Source organism: Phaeobacter sp. JH20_37 (assembly GCF_048056015.1).
In the GTDB taxonomy this organism is placed as follows: domain Bacteria; phylum Pseudomonadota; class Alphaproteobacteria; order Rhodobacterales; family Rhodobacteraceae; genus Phaeobacter; species Phaeobacter bryozoorum.
Window position 1 is genome coordinate 1 of record NZ_JAYMWW010000002.1, and the last position, 18,250, is coordinate 18,250.

Annotated in this window: 20 protein-coding genes; 5 read left to right on the forward strand and 15 right to left on the reverse strand. The window is 60.1% G+C overall.

The window, feature by feature from the left end; translation table 11 throughout:
• On the forward strand, positions 1-1,020 hold a 1,020-nt coding region (locus VWZ87_RS01050; RefSeq protein ID WP_416600998.1), incomplete at its 5' end, for a LacI family DNA-binding transcriptional regulator.
• A 368-nt stretch (positions 1,021-1,388) separates the two neighbouring features.
• Here the strand turns inward: VWZ87_RS01050 and VWZ87_RS01055 are convergent.
• From VWZ87_RS01055 to VWZ87_RS01065, 3 genes are all read right to left on the reverse strand, one after another.
• The gene (locus VWZ87_RS01055) at positions 1,389-2,216 is read right to left on the reverse strand and encodes a GNAT family N-acetyltransferase (protein ID WP_416539512.1); all 828 of its coding nucleotides are present in this window, start codon (positions 2,214-2,216) and stop codon (positions 1,389-1,391) included.
• A 290-nt stretch (positions 2,217-2,506) separates the two neighbouring features.
• Entirely contained in the window at positions 2,507-2,776 is a 270-nt protein-coding gene (locus tag VWZ87_RS01060; protein ID WP_111369352.1) for a hypothetical protein, read from the reverse strand.
• 159 nt (positions 2,777-2,935) lie between these two features.
• Positions 2,936-3,115, reverse strand: a complete 180-nt coding sequence (locus VWZ87_RS01065) for a hypothetical protein (RefSeq protein ID WP_068247264.1) — start codon at positions 3,113-3,115, stop codon at positions 2,936-2,938.
• Positions 3,116-3,158: 43 nt separating this feature from the next.
• On the opposite strand from VWZ87_RS01065, the gene VWZ87_RS01070 reads away from it, so the two are divergent.
• Positions 3,159-3,638, forward strand: coding sequence for a hypothetical protein (locus VWZ87_RS01070; protein WP_209273878.1), 480 nt, complete (start codon positions 3,159-3,161; stop codon positions 3,636-3,638).
• On the opposite strand, the gene VWZ87_RS01075 is transcribed toward VWZ87_RS01070, so the two are convergent.
• Entirely contained in the window at positions 3,595-4,284 is a 690-nt protein-coding gene (locus tag VWZ87_RS01075; protein WP_416536837.1) for a hypothetical protein, read from the reverse strand. The genes VWZ87_RS01070 and VWZ87_RS01075 overlap by 44 nt on opposite strands.
• Positions 4,277-5,068 carry an AAA family ATPase gene (locus VWZ87_RS01080; protein WP_416536836.1) on the reverse strand — a complete coding sequence of 264 codons (792 nt, stop codon included), beginning with the start codon at positions 5,066-5,068 and terminating at the stop codon, positions 4,277-4,279. The genes VWZ87_RS01075 and VWZ87_RS01080 overlap by 8 nt, the downstream gene beginning before the upstream one ends.
• A 678-nt stretch (positions 5,069-5,746) precedes the next feature.
• On the opposite strand from VWZ87_RS01080, the gene VWZ87_RS01085 reads away from it, so the two are divergent.
• Genes VWZ87_RS01085 through VWZ87_RS01095 form a run of 3 tightly spaced genes read left to right on the forward strand, consistent with a single transcriptional unit; the run spans position 5,747 to position 10,112 of the window.
• A complete protein-coding gene (locus tag VWZ87_RS01085; RefSeq protein WP_380716391.1) occupies positions 5,747-6,295 on the forward strand; it encodes a helix-turn-helix domain-containing protein in 549 nt (182 codons plus the stop codon).
• A complete protein-coding gene (locus VWZ87_RS01090) occupies positions 6,288-8,162 on the forward strand; it encodes a relaxase/mobilization nuclease domain-containing protein (protein WP_416536835.1) in 1,875 nt (624 codons plus the stop codon). The genes VWZ87_RS01085 and VWZ87_RS01090 overlap by 8 nt, the downstream gene beginning before the upstream one ends.
• 12 nt (positions 8,163-8,174) lie before the next feature.
• The gene (locus VWZ87_RS01095; RefSeq protein WP_416536834.1) at positions 8,175-10,112 is read left to right on the forward strand and encodes a type IV secretory system conjugative DNA transfer family protein; all 1,938 of its coding nucleotides are present in this window, start codon (positions 8,175-8,177) and stop codon (positions 10,110-10,112) included.
• A gap of 76 nt (positions 10,113-10,188) precedes the next feature.
• Here the strand turns inward: VWZ87_RS01095 and VWZ87_RS01100 are convergent, their stop codons facing one another.
• The 10 genes from VWZ87_RS01100 to VWZ87_RS01145 all read right to left on the reverse strand — a co-directional run bounded on the left by VWZ87_RS01100 (position 10,189) and on the right by VWZ87_RS01145 (position 18,196).
• The gene (locus VWZ87_RS01100; RefSeq protein WP_416536833.1) at positions 10,189-10,533 is read right to left on the reverse strand and encodes a helix-turn-helix transcriptional regulator; all 345 of its coding nucleotides are present in this window, start codon (positions 10,531-10,533) and stop codon (positions 10,189-10,191) included.
• Positions 10,534-10,544: 11 nt separating this feature from the next.
• Entirely contained in the window at positions 10,545-10,796 is a 252-nt protein-coding gene (locus tag VWZ87_RS01105; RefSeq protein ID WP_416536832.1) for a type II toxin-antitoxin system RelE family toxin, read from the reverse strand.
• A gap of 53 nt (positions 10,797-10,849) precedes the next feature.
• Positions 10,850-11,875 (reverse strand): P-type DNA transfer ATPase VirB11, encoded by a 1,026-nt coding sequence (gene virB11, locus VWZ87_RS01110; RefSeq protein ID WP_416536831.1) that lies wholly within the window; start codon positions 11,873-11,875, stop codon positions 10,850-10,852.
• Positions 11,876-11,985: 110 nt separating this feature from the next.
• Positions 11,986-13,443 (reverse strand): TrbI/VirB10 family protein, encoded by a 1,458-nt coding sequence (locus VWZ87_RS01115; protein WP_416536830.1) that lies wholly within the window; start codon positions 13,441-13,443, stop codon positions 11,986-11,988.
• Between the two features lie 2 nt (positions 13,444-13,445).
• Positions 13,446-14,177 carry a TrbG/VirB9 family P-type conjugative transfer protein gene (locus tag VWZ87_RS01120; RefSeq protein WP_111550066.1) on the reverse strand — a complete coding sequence of 244 codons (732 nt, stop codon included), beginning with the start codon at positions 14,175-14,177 and terminating at the stop codon, positions 13,446-13,448.
• Positions 14,178-14,180: 3 nt separating this feature from the next.
• Positions 14,181-14,825, reverse strand: a complete 645-nt coding sequence (locus VWZ87_RS01125) for a virB8 family protein (RefSeq protein ID WP_238373086.1) — start codon at positions 14,823-14,825, stop codon at positions 14,181-14,183.
• 2 nt (positions 14,826-14,827) lie between these two features.
• Positions 14,828-15,829, reverse strand: a complete 1,002-nt coding sequence (locus VWZ87_RS01130; protein WP_416536829.1) for a type IV secretion system protein — start codon at positions 15,827-15,829, stop codon at positions 14,828-14,830.
• The gene (locus tag VWZ87_RS01135; RefSeq protein WP_416536828.1) at positions 15,829-16,317 is read right to left on the reverse strand and encodes a hypothetical protein; all 489 of its coding nucleotides are present in this window, start codon (positions 16,315-16,317) and stop codon (positions 15,829-15,831) included. The genes VWZ87_RS01130 and VWZ87_RS01135 overlap by 1 nt, the downstream gene beginning before the upstream one ends.
• Positions 16,318-16,320: 3 nt before the next feature.
• Positions 16,321-17,130 (reverse strand): type IV secretion system protein, encoded by an 810-nt coding sequence (locus VWZ87_RS01140; protein ID WP_416548863.1) that lies wholly within the window; start codon positions 17,128-17,130, stop codon positions 16,321-16,323.
• On the reverse strand, positions 17,120-18,196 hold the full coding sequence (locus tag VWZ87_RS01145; protein ID WP_416541588.1) for a lytic transglycosylase domain-containing protein: 1,077 nt from the start codon (positions 18,194-18,196) through the stop codon (positions 17,120-17,122). The genes VWZ87_RS01140 and VWZ87_RS01145 overlap by 11 nt, the downstream gene beginning before the upstream one ends.
• Positions 18,197-18,250 lie beyond the last annotated feature (54 nt).

Here is an 18,250-nt window from a genome sequence, read left to right on the forward strand (position 1 = left end):
AAAAAAAATAGCGTTACGCTCGTGGATGTCGCCCGGGAAGCTGGTGTTAGCGCGATCACCGTATCGCGCGTCATTCGCACACCTCACGTCGTTTCCGAAAGGTCGAGGCTGAAGGTAGAAGCCGCCGTTGAAAAGCTGGGTTACGTCCCCGATGCGGCCGCTTCAGCGCTTGCTTCAAACCGTACCGATGTAATCGGATTGTTGATCCCGTCCCTTACAAACAGCGTATTCGCTGAAGTTCTCCGCGGCATATACGACGAAGCCGAGAGCCACCCCTTCTCTATACAAATCGGTAACTTCCGGTATCGCCCCCTCACCGAAGAGATACTCATCGGGAAGTTCCTGCGTCAGAAACCTGCCGGGCTTATCGTGGCGGGGCTGGACCAGACCGAGATCTCGAAGAGCATGCTGCGAGAAGCCGACTGCCCGGTCATCCAGATCATGGATTATGACGCTTCCGCAGAAGGAAACATGATCGGTTTTTCGCATTACGAAGCGGGTGCTGCTGCCGCGCGTCATCTGAGAGACCGGGGTTATCGGAGAATCGGTTTTCTTGGCGCACGGATGGATCCGCGAACGCAACGGCGCCTGGCCGGGTTCAATGACGCACTGAATGACACAGACGATTCGCAACGATCGAAGCGGGTGATTGTTACCTCCACCGCATCATCGGTGAGCTTGGGCGCAGAGTTGTTGCGCGAACTTCTCGTGCGCGCCCCGGATTCTGACGCGATCTTCTGCAACAATGACGACTTGGCAATCGGCGCGCTTCTGGAAGCCCAGAGACGCGGGATCAAGATACCGGAAGAATTCGGAATCTGCGGCTTCAATGACCTTGAAATGAGCAAACAGATGAACCCCGGGCTGACGTCGATCGCAACACCGCGCTATGAGATCGGACGCTTGGCTATCAGCACCATCGTAGACGCTCTTGCCCCAGGCAATCCCACAGATCCAGCGCGAGTTGACCTTGGCTTCACGGTTGTCTTGCGCGGTTCCAGCGCCCGGAAGGCGGACTAACTCCTCGCGATGTATTTCGTACTGGTGTCTCACGTCAGCGCCTAGGGGAGGGCTTAGGGCGATTTGATAAGGGAGGGTTTTCAGCTCATCACAACTGCCGAGGAATGCGGATGAGACACACATCCGGAATCACGCAACTGCGCGTCGGAGCGAATCCGTTGATTTGCACTCGTAGCTAATGGCAGCAATGTGGGCTGCTGTCGCAACATCGAAAGCCCAGGCTCGGGGTCTCCTTTGGGCCGTCCTTGTCGCCGAGATCTGGGCCAACTAGTAGGATGCCGCGGTTGCTCCGATGGCCGCAACGAGCCCAATGCGGTCAGATCGAATCGCGAGGGATTCTTCGAGGCAGAACGAAGATTGTCTCGAACTTAAAGAAGACGCGACATTGCGATAGCGCGAGCGTCCGCCGCGCCGATAGGCACTCCGTCGCCGTCGGGGCGAAACCCGAGCGAGCGGTAAAGCGGCAGCGCCTCGACATGCCGAGAAAGAGCGCCTAGCGCAATCTCGCGGTACCCTAGAGATCGCGCTTCGTCGATCATCGCAGCCGCCAGCGCCCGGCCAAGTCCTTGACCTCGGGCGCTTTCGCGAACGAACATTCGGTTCAGTTCGCAAACTCCGTCTGACCGCGGCTTCAGCATGACGATGCCGACGAACTCGTTATCAGCACGAGCGATCAGGCATTCTCCTTTCGGTGGCAGGAACACACTGCGAAAATCGGCAAGTCCACCGGCCACGTCCTGTTCTTCGATGTAGCGGTCGTGCGCGTCTCCAAGATCAGGATAGCGGACTCGCAGAAAGCCGAAGAACTCCCAAACCAATACAACCGCCGCGTCGATTTCTGCGTCAGTGCGTACCCTCGTAAGGCGAGGGTCAGAGAGTGGAGCCAATTCCTTCGTACTTGCAGCCATAACGGTCCCACGGCGTTTTGTTTTAATCACGTTTAAGCTGCGTGATGATGTGCACTGTTTCAACAACTTAATTTGCGTTCGTTTCTGCGGCAAAGTGCAGGAAGATTGGATGATTTCTGCCGCGCCGCGAAAGTGAACTTTGTCCGCAGACTTCCAGTTCGTCGACTTCTCGATTTCGCGTCTGCGGCGAACGGCGGCTTCGACGGGCCGCAGCGCAGCATTCGAATTGGCAGCTGGACGTCGGCTTTGGGCCGAACACGATGCTGCACCTGCGAAATAGGCGTCCATGCTGCGATGTGCATGACTGTCTACAATGGTGAAGGTTTCAACATGGGCAAGCCCTGTAAGCGGGGCCGGGCTGCTGAGGCTCCGCCCTGAATTCCGACCTTGCTGTCTTCCTGTGCCAATACGTCTTGATCTGTCTCATCCTGAGCCACCCCAAGTCGTTTGCCACATGGTGGCCTTCACGATCCGCTTTCAGCCCTGACGGGTCTGCATCCCTCTTGCAAGGCGGACGCTGCCGCCGGGCGAAACCGAGGGGCTCTAGTCTTCGCCACTTGGCATAAGATTCCGAAGGGCTATGCGTCTGGCTTCTGGTCGAACAGAATAACGTGCGCGCCTTCTTCACTGTCAGGGTTGCCTACCAGCACGAACGGCATATCCGACCCGTTCTTCTCGTAGAGGCAGCGGTATTTCATCTGGCCGCTGAGCGGATCGCGCACTTGGTCATAGCGAAAGCTGTGCTGAACGCCGTCTTCGATCCAGGCCTTGACGCCATCGGGGGTCACCAGTGCAAGCGGCGCGCCGTCCAGCAAGATTGTCTCGCCAACGTTGAAAATCTCTTTCATCTCATGGGTCTCCTATCGGTCTTCTTTGGCAGCGTTACAAACCGTCGTCGCCTTTGCAACGATCTCTGCCCCGCGTGTTCCCTCTCTCGGTGTCATTGGCCCGGATCACAATCGTGTCCTGCTCCGGTCGCTTGCGAGCATTTTAGGGCTGGAGGCGGTCTATCCCGCGTCCTCATAGGGCTCGTACCTCAGGTTCGCGCCGTCCGCCTGATCAAAGTCATCGGACCATCTGGTACGGCGCATGCCGCAGCTCCATTGGAATACGACGCCGACCTCGACGTCTTCACCGTTTACCGTCGTCCAAATGACTTCGACGGGGTATCCCGCATACTTCTTCATGCTCTTCTCCTGACCTCCATTTGGTCGGAGCCGCAGTAATCTGGTGGCAGGTATCTGCCTGTCCCTATATATGCTTGGCCAACACAAAACGGAGTTTAGTAACTTGCTTTACAGGCCTCTACATATTGCGCTCTTTCTGGGCGCGGCTTCATCGGCTGTCGCTGCCGAGTGGGAGATCGGCTTGTCGCGAGGTCTGGAGACCTACGCTGCGACTGCAAACGACGGGACCTTGCTCTTAGTTTGCGATCCTGACCGTGTCTACAACCCAAACGAGAGTCATGCGTACTTTTTGTCGCGTCACAGCGATGACAAAGCGCCACAACGCATTGTCTTTCTCGCGGCGACCGGAGAGCAGGCGGCCTTTTCTGTGCAGGACGGGATCGCAACGCAACGAGATGCTGATCCTGCCGAATGGGCACAGCTCATCGATATGATCGAGGCGGGCGGTCAGATTGCTGTCGTGACCGCACGCGATGCCTTTACGCTGGATCAGGACGCGCTGCCCGGGCTTCGATGCCGCTGATCTTTTGAGCGAGCTCTTCGATCTCGGAGTGAAGCAGCGCCTTGCCGAATGCGGATAACAGTTGCGTCACCCCATAGACGTTGAGCGGGTCATCAATGCTTGTCTGCAACGCCGCCACATGGGCGGCGTCGAGCCTGATCATCGATTTCATGAAGGGGGCACCAGTGCCTTTGGACTCGGCCAGGCGTGGTCGTGCAGCGGAGGCAACCTCATGCCAGGTCGCGGTGTCGCGCAGGTTTTGCATGCGGGCGCGAACCGCTTTGATCAAGGCACGCCGAACGTAGTCCGGATCAAGGCCAGATCGTTCTGCCAGCGCCTCAATCCGTGCCTGATCCTCAGCTCCGATGCGCACGTAATAGGTTCGAGACTGCGCTTCGGTGCGAGTGCTGCAAGCATCATCCGCCACCGGCTGGGTGGATACCCCCGAGTTGATGCGCGCCGTTTCAGCCGCGGCTGCCTTTTCCCCTTTCCGGGGTTCATTCTTGACCACTGATTTTACCGCTGGGCCTTCTGTCGCGACCGCTTCCGCCGTACTCTGATCGAACGCGGCATATTTCGTGGCGCTCGTGGCGAACTGCCGCGACCGCGCCAGCCTGTCTTCGTTCGATATAGCGGTCCCGGACCGGTTTGGAATCTTCCTAGCCATTGGCAGCATCCACCATGGCCTCGATGTCGCCAAGGATCTCACTGCATAAGGCGAGGGCGGAGGAAAGATGCCCCGCCTGCAACCGATGACGAAGATCCTGTTCATAAATGTCCCGCACGTATCCCAGCGGTCCGGTCAGCGGCATGCGCTGGATCGCAGTGAGATGAGGCACCGGCGTGGGCAGAAGTGGCATGGTGGAAATCACCTCGAAGACCTCAAGGTCCTGCCGGTGAACCCTGCGTCTTGCCGCATCACGCTCAAAGTCATCGCCTGCGGTCACGAAATCGATCGCGCGTTTGTCCGCGTTCATCAATACCGCGGAAAACAGCGGGGCGGGGTCATCCGGTCCGAGGGTCTCGATCATGCGCATAACCCATGTCAGGGTTTTCAGGGCCGCCACGAAATCCGATTGTACCGGCACGGCCGGCACCAGGATCATGTCGCAGGACAGCGCCAGTGTTTCGGTGTCGGGATGCTCGCCGGGGCGGGTGTCGATCAAAACCAGATCCACACCTTCAGCCTCAAAGCTGTCCAGCGCGTGGTAAAGGCCTTCAACGGTCTCGGGGGCATCGGCCACGGTCAAGCCTGCGGGCCATGGAAGGCGTGGCAGATCACCGAAGTCGGCGCGCGCGCTTTTTGATTCCCATTCGAGGATTTGCTTGTCAGCATCCGCATCCATGACATGCACACGGCGGCCGCGTGCGAGCATGGCGGACGCAAGCATCTGTATGAGAGTTGTCTTTCCCGAACCGCCCTTCGCGGAGATGGCCGTCACAACAAGCATTCAATGTCTCCATAACGTATATTTTGTGCCGTTATGGCGATGCCTCGGGATGGCGTCCAGACCTTGCGCGATACAGACGTTCAACCTTTGGGTCAGACAGATGTGTATCTGCTGAGGCGATGTGCTGTTTTGGCGATCATCTGCGTACGCGTTCGGTCAATTGGTCAGCAGGTCACTCACGCCGACCGTGATTGCAGCGTCCATCCTTTTCGCCATCGCGTCGTTGTGGCAATTTCCCAATGCTGCCATCAGCCTTCGAGGTGTCGGGTCACCTGACCATCGACTATCCGTATCAGCGCCGAGGTGATACGCACGGTGCTGCGCAGGCGTTCCAATCCCACAAGGTCTTCTTCTCCTTCCGGGAGAACCCCTTTGAGCATTCAACGCCAATGAAGGGATATCGTGTCGGCTGCGCCGACGTCATTCCCGCGCCTGTTCAGGATCCGGGCTGGGGTCCCGGATCCGCGGCGCGGGGGAGGCGGTGTCCCTTCGGTCTGTTCGTTGTCGCGTGGGGTTTACAGCAGGCATGGCCAAGGCCCTGCCTGCTGATCACCGAAGGTGCGACAACGGACCGAAGGGACGTTGACAGGAACGGTATTGTGTATGACAAAACTTGTGCGGCGACTCATTAGAGTTTTCGTGTTTACAAAAACTATCTAGTGATAAATCTTGCCGCCTATGTCCAAACGCCTCTCCAACATAGCCCGACAGGAGGTTCTCCGGCTTGCCGCGCAAGGGCTTGGCGATGGGGAGATCGCCGTGCGTGTTGGCTGCTCCCGGCCCACTGTCGCCCGCGTGCGGGCGCGCGGTGTGGTGACGGATCGAACCACAAAGGGCCGCGTGCTGCAGGTTCGGGTGTCCGCCCGTGAGGCCGAAGCATTCGAGGCGCTTGTGGCCGAGACGGGCATGAGCACGTCGGGTTTGCTCCGCCACATGATCCGTCTGTCATCCGGCATTGTCGCGTTTCGCCGGGACGAGGTCACGGCGCTCAAGGCGTCGGCCAATCAGCTCAATGCCTTGGCGCGCAATCTTGTGCAGATGCTGAAGCTTGCCCATGCGGGCAAGCTGCGGTGGAACGCGCGCGACGCGGCACTAGTCGGTCGGCTTGCGGATCGGGCCGAAGAGGTTGCCCGGGCTGTGCAGGCTTTGCGCGCGGCCTCGCTGCGCGGGTCCTTCGTCCGGGTGTCCGATCTTCGGGACGTTGGGGAGGGGCAGCGCGATGGCTGAAGCACGCACCCTCCAGCAGGCGGTATTAGGCGAGATACTGCCTCATGTGGGGCGGCGGTCTGCAGCCATGGCGGGCGAGGCGCGCGTATCGCCGGGCCGTCGGCGTGGCACGTCCGGCGGGGCAGTTGCGGCAATGTCCTGGAACGCGCTGCGGGTGCCGCAAAGCGTGGTGAAGCGGGTCGGCACGGGCGGGTGTCATTCGCCCAAAGAGTTACGTCGACAGATGAAATACATTCTGCGCGACGAGGCGCGGGTCGCAGCCTGGTCGAACCAGATCGGCATCGATCGTGCCTTTGGCGAGCGCGGCATGGAAAATGTCATTGCCGATTGGAGTGCTTCCTGGTGCGGGGCGCCGAAACGCGGTCACACCGATCACATCATCCTGTCCTTTCCCAAGGGAACCGAGGCGGAGTTGGCGGAAGCCATCTCGCGCGAATGGGCGCAGGAGGTGTTCGGCGGGGATTACCGGGATCGATATCGGTATGTGGCGGCCCTTCATTGCAACACAGATCATGTGCATGCCCATGTTCTTGTCGACAAGGTCGGGATGGAGGACGGCAAGTTCCTCTCGATCAGCCGCCATTCCGAGATCAGCTATGACATGATGCGCGAGCTGCATGCGCAGATCGCGGGCGAGCACGGGCTGGTGCTGAACGCCTCTTCCCGTCTGTCGCGCGGCATCATGGAAAACGCCCCGCGGGACACTGATTTGCAGGCGGCCCGCAAGGAGGGACGGGAGCCAGTGGTTGCCCCGCTGGATCCTGAAAGCCGCGCTCTGCGAGAGGCCGAGATACGCAGACACGCCGAGGGGTATCGGCAGCTGGCGCAACTTGCGGGGATGGGCCTGGAGGCCGACACCCCTCCGGATGGATGGATGGGGCGCATCGCGGAGGGCGCAGAGCTTGCCGCCACCAACTTGATGAAAGGAATGCCGGTGAAAGAAGGGTTTGCCGAAGGGGTTGATATCCCCGCTGCCGGAGCGGATGTGATCGGTCGTCTGATCGCCGCCCGCGAGACATTGCAAGCGGAAGCCGACACCGCGTGGAGCGCCATTCAGGACATGGCTCCCGGTGCCGAAAAGGTCGAACTGGAACAGCTCTTTGCGGGGAAGGCCCGCGAAATGGGCACGCTTCTGGGCCGCGACTTTCTTGCGGATCATTCTTCATCGGTGTCGCCCGAGCGCGATCCCTACAGAGTGCAGGGGATTGCGGGGCTGGCCGCACGGGCAGCAGAGGAGGGCAATCCGCTCTCGGCCGAGGCCGATGCTGCACTGGGTCGTTTCCGAGCGGAATTGGCGCGAGTTCTGGCACCGATGGAGGCACGGCTCGAGGAGGCGGGCAGCAGCATCGAAGAAGTCGCTGCCCGTTTCACCGCACCCCATCGCAGCGAGGCGCAACTCGAAGCCTCACGCCCAGTGGACGCACAGGAGCGCTCGGACTGGCTTGGGCTCGAACGCGACCTGCAGGCGCGCGCGCGTGATGTTTTTGCGGGGCTGCACATGGATCGTGATCTTTTGGCGGATTTGGCGCGTCAGGACATTCTCGGCGCGGGGCAGGGCAGCCGCCTTGCCGACATCGCCACGCTGGACAAGCTGATCTCCGACGTGCGGCAAGACCTGCGCGACGGGGATATGGATCAGCTGGCAGCGGGCCGGATCGATCCGCTCATGGACCGCATCGAAGACCCTGGTCTGCGACAAGCCGTGTTCTCGGAGCTAAAGGCCATCGCCGCGGTGGATGCGGGTGATGACATTGCCGGCCGCGACAGCGAACCCGCCGCCACCTATCGGACCCGGATCGAGGCTTTCGAGCGCGCCGAGGAGCGGGGGCGGGACCGGGACGATACCAGTGGCGATTACGGCCTCTAGAGGATTCAAAACATGCTGCATGCAATGGAAAGCCGTTGGCGGTATCCGATCGCCATCCTGCTCGGTCTCGGTGTTGGCACCTGGATCGGTGCCGCGATCGCCACGCTTTATCTGATGGCGCGATTTGGCGAAGACCTGGGTGGGTTCGATATTTTTGAACTTTGGCTGCTCAATCTGTCTGATCCTCGGATCAAGGCAAACCCTGCGGTGGAACATACTGCGTGGCTCATCACGGCACTTCCTGCCCTGCTTCTGGCGGCGACAGGAGCGACATCCGTTCATCGCGGGTCGCTCACCGATTATGATGATGCGCATTTCCAGTCGCGTCCCGAGCTCCGCCGCAACCGTATGTCGGCATCTCTTTCCCAGAACGGCTTTCTGTTCGGCAAGCTCGGGTCACCTGCGTCCCGCGCGCCTTTCGTGTCTGCCACGCCAGATCGCTTCCCGCACGCAATGATGATCGCACCAACGGGCCGGGGCAAAGGGGTAGGCTTCGTTTTACCGAACCTTTTGCACTTCCAGGGCAGCGCCGTGATCCTCGACGTCAAGGGCGAGAATTTCGAGAAGACATCCATCCACCGCCAAAAGGCGCTGAACAATCAGGTCTGGTACTTTTCGCCCTATGACTACGTTCAGCCCGAGGGCAAGAACGGGCCCGTCCTGACCCGCACGCACCGGTTCAATCCTCTCCAGCGCATTGCCGATCTGCCCAGCCCCGAGCAGCAATACACCGCCGTCAACACCATGGCGGATTTGTTCCTCATCGTCGAAAGCGTGAACGCGCAGAGCTTTTTCCAGGCCGGACGCAGCCTGTTCGTGGCGTCTTGCCTCTACGCTATCGAGACCGGCAAGCCGACGATCGGTGAGGCGCTGCGGATCATGACTGGCGGCGGCAATAAAAAGGAATTCTACAAACGGGCCGCGATGCAGACCGCAAACCCGGTGGTGGCAGAGATTTTCCTGAGCATGGCCGACGAAGTGGACAAGATTCTCGATTCCTATGTCAGTGTGATCCGCGGGGCCGGATTGGAGCTCTGGCTCGATCCGGCGGTGGACCGGGCAACACAGGTAAGCGATTTCGACTTCGGCACGTTCCGACGAGAACCACAGTCGCTCTATATTGTCGTGCAGCCGGAGCACCTGAAAACACTGGCCCCCCTGATCCGGCTCCTGTTCGCCGATGCCATCGCATGTCTGCAGCGCGCGCATCCCGGACCGGACGAGCCACATCCCGTCATGTTCCTGATGGATGAATTCGACCAACTGGGCAAACAACCCCTGGTCTTGCAGAGCATCAAGACCATTCGTTCCTATGGCGGGCGGCTCTTTATCATCTCGCAGTCGATCCCCGGTCTTGAGGGCATCTATGGCGAAACCGACCGCCGCGCGCTGCAGGCCGGTGCGGGTGTGCAGATCTACATGACCCCGCAGGATGATCGCACCGCCGACGTGCTGTCCGCAGCCCTCGGCAAGCGCACGATCGTGGGCAAGACCAGATCACAGGCAACCGTGCGCAAGCTCTCGGAAAGCGCAAATATCAGCCGTCGCTCGGAAGAACGGGCGCTGGTATCCCCCGCTGAATTGCTGCGTTTCCCGCTCGACAAGGTCCTTGTCCTGCCCGAGGGGCAATATCCCATCAAGGCGGATCACATCCGTTACTATGCGGACCGGCATTTTGAGGAGATCGACAAAGCACGGCAGGGGCATGCCTTGCCCTATCCTCCTGCTGCTGCGCCAGTCTCGAACAGGCCGAAGAAAATCACCCTCGAGCATTCAGAACCTGCAGCACCCGCGGCGATCTCCATGGGCGACAAGGAATTCGAGACTGCGGTACAGACCTATACAGGCGCGCTACAGGGATACGCAGAAGCCGCTAGGGCACAGCCAAAGAAAACACGTTTCGGTGGTCGGGCGCGCTCTTCAACCTTGTTGGAGCAGGCGTCGCCTTGAATCCTGGGAATGAGGCCTGACTGCTTTTCTCGCAGTCCGTGGTGCTGATCACTGAACTGTTTGGAAAGGGCTGGCTTCAGTCCGCCAAGTCGTCGAGCGTGACGTCGAGGGCGCTTGCCAATGCGCGCAGGGTTGTGACCGAACCTTGCTTGCGGCCGGTTTCGATCTCGGCCACGGTGACGCGGTTCACGCCCGCCTTCTCGGCCAGCGCTGCCTGTGTCAGGCCCCGCAGGTCTCGGTAAACACGCAGGGCGTTTTCGCCATTCAGCAGGCGATTCACGAAGTCCGATGGGACAAGCTCTTCTTCTCCCGCTGCCAGCGCTGCCTTGGTACGGTCATAGCTCTGCAGATCAGCCAGATCTTCAGCCGCAGCCTGCAGGCGGTCGTATTCTTCGCGGGGGATCGTCACCATCTCGTTCATGTCATGTCCTTTCAGTCATAGATTCCGCCACGGGGTCCTATATCCAGAACAGCCAGGACATTGCCTTGCTCATCCATAATAACACGCCAATCGCCTACCCTTAGGCGAATACCCTCCCGACCCTTGAGGGACTTCACATTGTTGGCCTGCGATGAAGGGTCTTGCGCATAAGCCTCAATCTTGGAGCGGATCAGCGCGGCAGTGTTCTCGGGCATTCGGCGCAACATTTTGATTGCGACCTTCGTATAGCTGATCTGCTTCATGGTGTAGCTATGGGCGACATTTCCGACAAAGTCAAGCGAAATGTCGCTAAGGGCTACATGCGTTTCAGGTCCGAGCCGATCGCCTGACCTGACTTGCCAGGCACCCACACCTGTTCGACCCCACGTCTTCCGTCTTTCCGACCAAGCTGCACCACGACATCGATGCTGGACGCGGCATAGCGCCTTACCTCCTCAAAACTCATATTGATGCCCACCGACATGACCATGAGGGCAAGGCGGTCGAGCGCCTTCTGCGCGGTATCGGCGTGAATTGTGGTGAAAGAGCCTGAATGGCCGGTGTTGATCGCGTCGAGGAAGGTCTTGCACTCATCGCCGCGCAACTCGCCAAGAATGATCCGGTCAGGACGCATGCGCAAAGAGGTCTCCAGCAATTTGGCCGCGGTGCGCTCACTTGAGGGGATACGGTCAGCCTTGAGCATCGCGCGATTGGGCTGTGGAGGAAAGAGCTCGAATGCGTCCTCGATGGTCACGATACGTTCCGCCTCGGTCACCAGCGCGAGAAGTGCCCGGGCAAAAGTCGTTTTGCCCGTGGACGTCCCGCCGCTGATCATGATGTTCAACCGCTCATCGATGCAGAGTTTCATGGCGGTTCGAATATCCCCCGCCTCGGTCAGTGCGATCACCCGTTCGGCTTTTGCCTGTCGTTCGGCATCCAAATCCACCAGTCCACCGTGCAACAGACCGATGTCGCCCAAGGTGAGTTGGTCTTCACTGTAGCGGCGCAAGGTGATCGACGGCCCGCCATCCACGACCGGTGGATAGACGACCTGTGCCCGGATCGGCTTGCCGTTCATCTCGATCTTGCCGGAGACGAGCGGCTTTTTCTCGCTGATCTGTCCGTGGGTGGCGCTGGCAATGGATGTTGCAAGGTCCCGAGCTTGGGAAGGGGAGAAAAACACACCTTCGAGGCCGACCATATGCTCAGCCCCCCGGGTTTCCACCCAGACCTTTCCATCGGGATTGACCGCTATTTCGACCACGCAGGGATCGGCGATCGGTGCAGCCAGAGGTTTTAGATAGGTCGAAAGAAAACTGGCTTTTTCTGCCGTCGGGTTCATGGCTGGCCGCCCGTGTGTTTCAGGTTTGTGTTGCTTTGAGACACGCGGCCTCTCCCTTCGGTCGAACGCGTGTTTCGGCACATGATTATTTTGTCGAACCTGAAACGCACTCAATAGAACTCGAGATCACGGTCGACGATCACACTGATCGCAGCACCTGGCTGGACCGAAATAACCGGAGGCAGGGTGGTATATTCGCCGATCACCGCATTGGTGGCCTGCGAAAAACTGCCCGCGACATCCTCGGCAATTTCTGATCCGGTCTCGGAGCTGGCCTCGGATGCGGCGATTGCCGGTCCTGCGCCGATGATCGAGAGCAATGCGGCTGTGCCAAAGCGCAGCCCAAAGCGGGAGTTCACGGAGCCCGTCACGCCCGAGCGGCCCTGATCGTCCGCGCCAAATGCGGCGAGCTGAACCGATTGCCCCTCGGGTGTGACGATGCGTGACCAGCCAACCAGAATGCGGGCCTGGCCCAAAGAGACATTCGAATTGTAGGTCCCGAAGAGGCGGGAGCCTTCGGGAATGAGAACGCGGGACTGATCGAAACTCCAGACCGGGTAGTTCACGATGGCGGTAATCTGTCCGGGCAATGTGGATTCGATGGCGGTTTCCAGTGACGCTTGAATGAGCGTGCCCTGCAGAACCGTATTGGAAGGATTGGCGATTACCTCCGCTGTCGCGACTTGAACGGGCTGGGCACCGTCCAACACGAAGGCGCGCGCCGCCGCATCTCCGACCGCGGGCCCCCTCTCAGGGTCAGATGCCGGACTGCCCGTCTGGCCGCCCGCATCAAAGATCACCCCTTCGGACCGGATTTGTGTGTCGCGCAGCGCCGCCGCCTCGGCACGCCGACGGTCCAGTTCAGCCCGTCGCGCGGCTTCCTCGGCAGCGAGCTGATCCCGCTCGGTTTGCGCGCGTAGAGCGTCACTCATACCGTCATCGATCTGCTGTTGCAGGGCGTCGTTCTGGCGCTGCAGTCCGAGCATTTGCTCCATCAACTGCTCCATCCGGCCATCGGCAACACGCGCGCGTGCGGCAACCTCATCAGCGAGACGTTTTTGCGCTTCAAGATCGGCTTCTGCCAACCGGGTGTCCATCTCGCTTTGCATCTGGGCGATGAGCGCCGTGTTCTGTTCCTGGACCGAGCGCAGCGCTTCGGCCAGCTCGGCGGAATTGTCGGGGGCAGGGGCCTCGGCCAGTCTTGCCAACTGGGCTTGTAGGGCGACCACGTCGCTCGCAAGCTTGGCGTTCTGTTCCTCGAGGGCTTGGCGCTGCGCCGCGAGTTCATCCTCGATTGGTCCGGGATCGAACCTCGGCGCTGATCTTTGTTCGGTCGGTTCAGCGTCAACTGTCATGCGGCCGAACCCGTCACCGTCGACCTGATCCTGAAAGTCGTCGGCTTTCGATGTTTCAACGGCAGAAGTGATGCCGCTGCCTTGCACAAGCGGGTAGGCAATGATGGCGGTCCCTGCCAGAAGCAATGCACCCAAACCAAGCCTGAGCCCGAGAGATGCGCGCCGCTTGGGTGCGAAGCTATATTCCTTTTCCCCGGTTTTCTCGTCGCTCATGATCAGAACTCCCGTCCACGCAGGGCGGCCACGGCAGCAGCCTCGGTCGTGAACCCACCAGTCTCACGGGTAATGCAGATATGATCGTCGCCCATGCGGATCGTGTAGGCGTCCCGCACGCCGGTGACCCGCACGACCGCACCTTGCGTCTGGCTGTTCTGGGTGATCTCGTAGCCCTGGGCGTTCAAGCCGAAGATCGAGGGCCGCACGCCGGGCCGGAATTCAAAGAAGGTCGAGCGCCCATCATTCCAGACCCGCACCGGGCGGATCGCACCGCTGCCCGCGAACTGATAGCCGGTATCTCGGCCTCCAGCCGCAAGCTGGCGCCCGGCGGGGCGCTCGTCGGGAAAGTTTACGACGACCCGGAAAGACTGTGTCCGCGAGCGTCCCTCTGTCAGATAGAAGGCGACAGCGCGGCGGTTGGTAAAGATCGTCAGGTTTGTCGCGGCCCGTGCCTCGACAGGCTTGATCGAGATCGTATTGCGGTTTGACAGAACCTCCACTTCATAGGACGCGGAGTCACCGATCAGGACTTGATTGATCCGTTCGCCGGGACCGAGTTCGATTGACGTGTTTACCCGAAGGTGGGTGTCGATCCGGATCACATCCGTAGGATTGAAGGTCACGTGGCGAACGCGGGCGTCCTGACCCATGGTGACCGGTGCGCGCTCGGCCAAAGCGGGCGTTCCGAGCAACCCGCCGACCGTTGCGATGGCAATTATAAAGGTTTTCATGAACTATTCTCGTGTCAGTGTTTCGGCATCGACCCGGTAAGCGGTCACCGAGAAGCCAAGGGGATTTTCCCAAACGCGTGTCAGGGAGCGTTCGCGGCGGGGGGCAAACTCAAACCCTACGGTGGCGATGAATGTTTGCGTGACGGGGGTCTGGTTGGGTCGGGTGAGGCGTTTGTCGAACCGGATCTGAGCCACTTCATCCTGCAGGAAGGTGATCGCCCGCACGCGGACATCGACCTGCGCATTCGCGCCGTAGCTGCGCGGTGGATAATTCTCCGACCCCGCGGTCCAGAGTTCTATCAGCGAGGCGCGGGCGGGCCCACTGGAGCGCCGCTGGACACTTTCGAGCCGTTCTTGAATGCCGTTCCTGAAATAGCTTTCGCGGTCGCTGATATAGCTGACAAGCAGGGACTCCTTGATCGCTTCCTCATCGGTGATACCGGTTGGCTGAACCTGGTAGATGCGTTCTGCTGCACCCGACGTGCTGTCGACGAGGACCGTAAACACTTCGGTTTCGCGCAGGGGCAACATAACCGTAATGGTCAGGGCCAACAGCACGGATACGGCGCAGGAACAGCCCGCAACGATCCATGCCGCGCGCGCTGCCCGGCGCGGACCCATCACCAAATCGATATCGAAATCACTCATGACTATCCCTTCTTCATCTTTCCAGCGAGCTTGACCGCACCGCCCGCATAGCTCCCGGCACGGGCCGCGCTGGACGATCGATCGGAGACGCCTTGTCCCTGAAGTCCTGCGTTGAAGCCCCGTCGCATGTCATCTCCGCCCCGGATCGCGGCACCGGTATTGCGCCATGCGTTCCCGGGCATCCGCGCGGCATTTGCACCGATCGAGGCGAGGCCGATGTTCGTGGCGGCAAGCCCTTGCGCGAAAGTTGGCACGAGCAACATCAGGCCGGCGCCGATCATCATCACCACGACGAACGAAATCGCGTCCCCGAGTGTTTCGACGCTGTCGAGGCTCCCCGGCGCGACGGCGTTGCCAGTGGCAATGGTAAATCCTGCCATGGCAGCCACGAAAAGCGGCACAAAGGAAAAACCGATGGCGAGTTTGACCCAGGCCTCGAACAGCGGCGCGGATTGTTTGAACAAGGTGCAGGCCACGGCCACAGGTGCGATAGCGATCAATACCGCCAACATGATCTTGGCAGCCGACAGAACGATGATGGTGATCGTCGCCATGGCGGCGGCCACAAGAAACATGACCACGCTGGTCATGGCACCGGCCAGCCAGCCTCCATTCTGGCTGATCGCCTGTCCGACATTAAGGGCTTGGGAGTAGAGATTGTCGATTCCATCATAAAGGTTCCCAACTGTGCCGCCTGACAGTGAGTTCAGTATCCCCGCGCCGAGCTCCGCCGGGGCGTTTGTCAAAGCGTCATAGGGGACAGAGAGGTTCGCGAAGGTCAGGAACAGGTTCACCAACGCCAAACGCAGACCAAGGGCGACGATCGTTGCACGCGTAAGTTCAACGCTTTGGATCAGCAAATTAGCACCAACGAGGATCGTTACTAATACGGACGCTGCTCGCACCACGGGGCGCACAGCTGCAACGGTGTTGTCATAGGTATCAGCTGCGACACCTGCCACAGTCGCGTCGACCATGGTCAATACGTCCGCGATGATGGCCATTACGCGCCACAGCTTTCTTCGCGAAAGGTTGCATACCGTTGATCAATGGTATTCCAATCAGCGTTTCGATACCGGCGCATGGTATTGAAATCCGCCGCTGTAAGCGCATGCGCAGGCTTGTCGACCCGTTCTGTTGTGAACGCATCGAGCGACCCGAGATCATAGATGCAGCCGCAGAAGCCCTGCGACATTGCAAGCTCTCTCAGGTCGGTGCCGAAGCCCCATCGAACCGCTCCACGGAAAATCTCGTTGCCGAAAAACTCAGTGTCCGGATAGCTGAAGGTGCAGGTTTGCGGCTTCGGGAACATCAAGAGCCCTCTTGCCTGTACCTCGCGCATGAGATCGAGGAGGCGCTCTTCCTCCCCATTTTCGGTGGCAGTGACGACCTCCCCGAGCAACGTATCGTCGGGCAGGTCTTGCAAGTCTTCCGCCCAGGCACTGCCTGCCAGGGCGATGAAAACTGCAAGTGCTTTGAGTGATGTATTCAAGGGTCAGTCCTCGGCGCCGGAGAAATCAAAGAAGGAGCGTGTGCGGGCCTGCTCGGCCGCGAAATCAATGCCGTTTTGACCTTGCGCCAAGCCTTGGGCGGCATTCAGGCGCCACATCTGGCCCAGCATGTAATTCGTCTCCGCAGCCATACGCGTGTTGAGATCGATCGATTCCTTGAGCGTTTCCTGATCGCCAATCGCTTCCACCAGCCCATCGATACGCTCGATGCTCTGGGCGGCTTCCTCGTAGGAAATTTGGGCTTGCCCGATAACCATGGCATTGGCAGCCGCCAGATCGGCTATGGCAGCGCCTTGCGGGTTCCCGGCGTCGTTCAGCTCGGTGAGCTTTTCCGAGGTGAACCCCGCACTGGCCATGGTCTCGCGCATGGCATCTGCGGCGCGGCGCTCACCCATGGTGACGTCGCCATCGAGCAGATCGTCCAGCAGGCTGTCAAAATCCCCGAGCGACAGACTGTCCATGAAACCCGATAGATCGGTGATCTTCTGGGCACGGGCACGCAGGTCCTCCACATCGTTGTAGAGGGCTGCGATTTCATTCAGGCCGGTAATTGAACCCAGGACGTCATCAAGAAGGCCCTGAATATCAGTGAGGCGCGCGATCTGGGTGCGCAATTCCTCGATTTGCTGGAGCTGGTTTTCCGCATCGCGCAGCGCGGCCTGCAGTTGCTCGATATTCTGCGCGAGGTTCGATCCATCGATCACAGGCACACCCTGAGCGAAGGCAGGGGGCAGGTGTGCCGCCATGAGTGTGCCCGCGACAATAATTGCGGCAAGGCGGGTGTCAGCCCTCATCGGAATACCTCCAGAAAGTGGATTGCTCTAAGTGATCGGCGGCCTCGGTCAAACCTTGTGCCGCTTCGACTTTCACGTGGGCCGCGCGCAGACGCAGCGTCAGCGCCATGAGCCGCGCCCGTTCAGCAAGCATATAGGTGGAGCGGTCCAGCGCCTCTTTTGCGTTACCGGGCGGATCTTCACGCAAAAGCGCCACGATCCTCGTCATCGCCTGATCGATCTGGGCACCCATGTAGGCGCCATAGCCGACCGAGGCATCCGCCCAGTTGCCCCAGGCGGCCGAGGCACCATCGAAGCCCGCCATTGACCCCGTCATGTCGACGCCGGTGATGGTGCCAAGATAGTCGTTGTAATAGCCGTTGATGCGCCGGACGTAGGTCTGGGTTTCCTCGAAAGGAGGCACACCACCATATTCGAGAACACGGCCGGGGCCTGCATTATAGGCCGCCAGAGCGTGATCAATCCGACCGAAGCGGTTCAGTTGCGTGAGAATGTAGCGTGCGCCACCGTCCAGGTTTTCCCAAGGATCATACGGGTTCACACCGAGATCCGATGCTGTGCCCGGCATCAGCTGGCAAAAACCGCGCGCACCCACGTGGGAGACGGCTGCATTGTTGAAACGACTTTCCTGCTTGATCAGTGACTGAAACAAGATACGCCATGTCAGTGGCGTCAGACCGGCGGCCGCAACACCGGGATGACCCTCATAGCGCCGCGCCACCGTGATGATCATGCGCTCCACGTCGCTTGGCTCACCGAAGAGGCGATCGGCATCAGGATGATCTTCCTGGGCTGGGTAAGTCTCTGCAGCGCTCGCCCAGCCAGGCCCACCAGCCTCGAACCCACTCAGGTCGGTGACACCGGTGGTCTCCGCCAGGAAACGCTCATAGGCTTCAAGCTGCTCTTGATAGATATCCGCTTGTTCCTCGCGGGCATCGCGCTTCTGGCCCTGCCGCAAGGCGTCGCGTGCGAGCTCTTCCACGCGAGACACAGCGCGGGCAAGGTTGGAGCCATCGATCACTGGCACGCCCTGCGCGGAGGCAAGCGAGCCAAGACCCAGGGCCAACGGAACCGCCATTCTAGAAGCTCTGGAAATCACAATGCGCATTCCGTGAAACAA

What these genes read in the sequence shown, in the direction of transcription:
- VWZ87_RS01055 (WP_416539512.1), bottom strand. Translation starts at nt 2,216, where the DNA reads ATGGACGCCTATTTCGCAGGTGCAGCATCGTGTTCGGCCCAAAGCCGA.
- VWZ87_RS01060 (WP_111369352.1), bottom strand. Translation starts at nt 2,776, where the DNA reads ATGAAAGAGATTTTCAACGTTGGCGAGACAATCTTGCTGGACGGCGCG.
- VWZ87_RS01065 (WP_068247264.1), bottom strand. Translation starts at nt 3,115, where the DNA reads ATGAAGAAGTATGCGGGATACCCCGTCGAAGTCATTTGGACGACGGTA.
- VWZ87_RS01075 (WP_416536837.1), bottom strand. Translation starts at nt 4,284, where the DNA reads ATGGCTAGGAAGATTCCAAACCGGTCCGGGACCGCTATATCGAACGAA.
- VWZ87_RS01080 (WP_416536836.1), bottom strand. Translation starts at nt 5,068, where the DNA reads ATGCTTGTTGTGACGGCCATCTCCGCGAAGGGCGGTTCGGGAAAGACA.
- VWZ87_RS01085 (WP_380716391.1), top strand. Translation starts at nt 5,747, where the DNA reads ATGTCCAAACGCCTCTCCAACATAGCCCGACAGGAGGTTCTCCGGCTT.
- VWZ87_RS01090 (WP_416536835.1), top strand. Translation starts at nt 6,288, where the DNA reads ATGGCTGAAGCACGCACCCTCCAGCAGGCGGTATTAGGCGAGATACTG.
- VWZ87_RS01095 (WP_416536834.1), top strand. Translation starts at nt 8,175, where the DNA reads ATGCTGCATGCAATGGAAAGCCGTTGGCGGTATCCGATCGCCATCCTG.
- VWZ87_RS01100 (WP_416536833.1), bottom strand. Translation starts at nt 10,533, where the DNA reads ATGAACGAGATGGTGACGATCCCCCGCGAAGAATACGACCGCCTGCAG.
- VWZ87_RS01105 (WP_416536832.1), bottom strand. Translation starts at nt 10,796, where the DNA reads ATGAAGCAGATCAGCTATACGAAGGTCGCAATCAAAATGTTGCGCCGA.
- virB11 (WP_416536831.1), bottom strand. Translation starts at nt 11,875, where the DNA reads ATGAACCCGACGGCAGAAAAAGCCAGTTTTCTTTCGACCTATCTAAAA.
- VWZ87_RS01115 (WP_416536830.1), bottom strand. Translation starts at nt 13,443, where the DNA reads ATGAGCGACGAGAAAACCGGGGAAAAGGAATATAGCTTCGCACCCAAG.
- VWZ87_RS01120 (WP_111550066.1), bottom strand. Translation starts at nt 14,177, where the DNA reads ATGAAAACCTTTATAATTGCCATCGCAACGGTCGGCGGGTTGCTCGGA.
- VWZ87_RS01125 (WP_238373086.1), bottom strand. Translation starts at nt 14,825, where the DNA reads ATGAGTGATTTCGATATCGATTTGGTGATGGGTCCGCGCCGGGCAGCG.
- VWZ87_RS01130 (WP_416536829.1), bottom strand. Translation starts at nt 15,829, where the DNA reads ATGGCCATCATCGCGGACGTATTGACCATGGTCGACGCGACTGTGGCA.
- VWZ87_RS01140 (WP_416548863.1), bottom strand. Translation starts at nt 17,130, where the DNA reads ATGAGGGCTGACACCCGCCTTGCCGCAATTATTGTCGCGGGCACACTC.